We start from the raw sequence: 2,597 nt of genomic DNA, 5'->3' as shown, positions 1-2,597 counted from the left end.
AAAGTTCTATCTACAACTAACTTTGTTGCTTTATCTAACAAGCTTTTTTCTATCTTTACATCTGTAAAGATGTATGCAAGCATTGTTGCCATATTTGGATGTATCATTCCGGCACCTTTTGCTATGCCTTTTACTGTAAAAACTTCCCCATCTATCATTCCGGTTGTTTCGTAATACTTGTAAAAAGCGTCTGTTGTTGAGATAGCACGAGCTGCCAGCTGTAAATCTAAATCTTGGAGATTTTCACAAGCTTGTTTTATACCATTTTCTACTTTATCCATAGGAAGTTGAACACCTATCACACCTGTTGAAAAGACTAAAACATCTGATTTATCCAATCCAAGACAATCGGCTGTAAGTTGAGCCATCTTTTCTGCATTTTCAAAACCTTGTTGTCCAGTTGCAGCGTTGGCATTCCCGCTATTTATCACAAGTGCAGATATTCTGTCTTGTATCTCACATACAAGTCTATCGTATAAAACAGGTGCCGCTGCCAAAGAGTTTTGGGTGAAAACAGCTGAATATACGGAATGTGGAAATTTTAAAACGAGGATATCGTAGTCTCCGGAAGGTTTTATTCCGGCTTTTGAAACACCCATTTTAATATTCATCTAACACTCCTTGATTTTTTAACTTCCAGTTTGTAAGGTTTTCAGACCTTAAAGAAAAGTAAGATGCATCCCATATATCCGGATTATACCTTTCTATCCAATCCGGAATAGCATAATCAGATTCAAACTTTTCAACGGATTTATTTTCGTATTTTAACAAATTTTTTAACTTACTTAAAATTTCTACATTTTTGAAATTACTTTTTATTGAAGTTTTAGACTTTTTCTGACCTGTAAAAAAGTCATAAAATCCATCTTCTTCTACCCATGTGTTTAATGGAATTACTATATCTCCTATCAAAGCAAGACCATCTTCAAAAGGTGTAAATACCACTTTCCTTTTCAACTTTCCAAATATTTCCTTTAACTTCTCTTCTTCAATTAATAAAGACATTTCTTCTCCAAATACTATCAGATTTTCTATCTCTCCGGATTGAACTCTTTCAATAGTTTTCACGAAAGAAGATATATTTTTTATGTTATTAACAACACCAAAAGCATTAGAGTAAGGTGGTACTATAACAATTTTACATTCTTTTTCGTTTTGTATGGTCCTTAAAACTTCTCCTAAGTATTTAGCATCATCTCCTGTAAAGTAAGAAGAGTAAACTATCACACTTCCTTTTTGAGCATACTCTTTTAACTTTTCAACAATCTCTCTTCCTTTTGCTTCAATAAAGTTTGGATAAAGCTTTTTAATCCTTCCTAACTCTTGACCTATATAAACAACTTTCTTTTTCATATAGTAGGTAAAAACCGGATTTGTATTAGTAATATCATCTCCTATAACAATGTACTGATTTGCATTTTTTATATCTTCGTAATCTACAGGAGTGTAATTTCCAAACCCTTCAAGTAATGGTAAAACATCCAATGTAATTATTGAGGTTGTCAAAAGTCCAAAATCGTTTATCTTTTGTAAAACTTCATTCGATAGGTAAGGAGATACCACTACAGCAGTTTTAGATGGATTTTCATTGATTATATCAGCGACGGATTTTAATACATCATCAAAGGATGTATTTTGACCATCTATCTTAGGATATTTTAGTCTATTTGTATTGAAAGCATCGTATCCAAGGTACGGTTTTGAACATATTTCAAGTTCAGCGGTACTTCTTATCCGGTATATTTTTTTGTTATCATGGTCTATTACCACAGGACAACCAAGACTACACAAACTACAGTGTGAATATGTTTCATTTAAAAGCCAAGGTCTTGCATTAAACTTAAAAGGCTTAAAAATAATAGCACCAACAGGACATATATCAACACAAAGACCACACATCTCACAGCTACTTGTATCCATGGGTTTACTTAAAGGAGATATGAGAGTTTCAAAACCTCTTTCAAGCTGAAAAAGAGAATGAGACTTATTTATGTTATCACAAACACTAACACATTTGATACAAAGGACACACCTGTTTGATACATACTCAAGATATTCACTTTCCCAGTCATCTTCCGGTCTAATTTTTTCAAAAGGAGTTATAGGCAAAACGTTGTTTTGAGGTCCCCAGTAAGTTCCCCAGTTTTGTAAATCACACTCACCAGCCTTATCACATATAGGACAGTCCAAAGGATGCCTTGTAAAAAGCATCTGAAGTATAAACTTTCTATCGTTTACAACTTGCTGATTTTCCGTTTCTATCTCCATTCCATCATAGACGTAACTACCACAGGCGATTATACTTCTTTTAGATTTAACATCGTAAACTAAGCACATTCTACATCCGCCAAATATCGGTAGTTTTTCATGGTAACAGAAGGTTGGAATCAACTTGTTGATTTTTTTGGCAGCTTCAAGTACAGTGGTACCTTTTTCAACTTGAACCTCAATACCATCTATTTTAACTGTCAACTTTTCCATAAATTACACCTCAAAATCCAAGTTTGGATAAATTATAACAAAAACTCTAATTTCCAATTTAAATAATTTTAAAACAAACCAAGACAAGTAGCAAAACTTAAAGCTAAAATGAAGAA

2 protein-coding genes are annotated in these 2,597 nt (G+C 33.0%); both read right to left on the bottom strand.

Going from position 1 to position 2,597, the window contains the following annotated elements; translation table 11 throughout:
- A partial coding sequence (locus NE054_RS07765) for a bifunctional ornithine acetyltransferase/N-acetylglutamate synthase (protein WP_297890361.1) occupies window positions 1-611 on the bottom strand: 611 nt, incomplete at its 3' end.
- On the bottom strand, window positions 601-2,481 hold the full coding sequence (locus NE054_RS07760) for a 2Fe-2S iron-sulfur cluster-binding protein (RefSeq protein ID WP_297890359.1): 1,881 nt from the start codon (window positions 2,479-2,481) through the stop codon (window positions 601-603). The genes NE054_RS07760 and NE054_RS07765, both read right to left, overlap by 11 nt.
- Between the last annotated feature and the right edge of the window lie 116 nt (window positions 2,482-2,597).

Origin of the sequence: Sulfurihydrogenibium sp. (assembly GCF_027448985.1) — a bacterium.
GTDB lineage: Bacteria > Aquificota > Aquificia > Aquificales > Hydrogenothermaceae > Sulfurihydrogenibium.
This window is presented reverse-complemented; position numbering and strand designations above follow the sequence as displayed.

Excerpts from the sequence above, each read along its gene's own strand:
- NE054_RS07760 (WP_297890359.1), bottom strand. The coding sequence starts at position 2,481 with ATGGAAAAGTTGACAGTTAAAATAGATGGTATTGAGGTTCAAGTTGAA.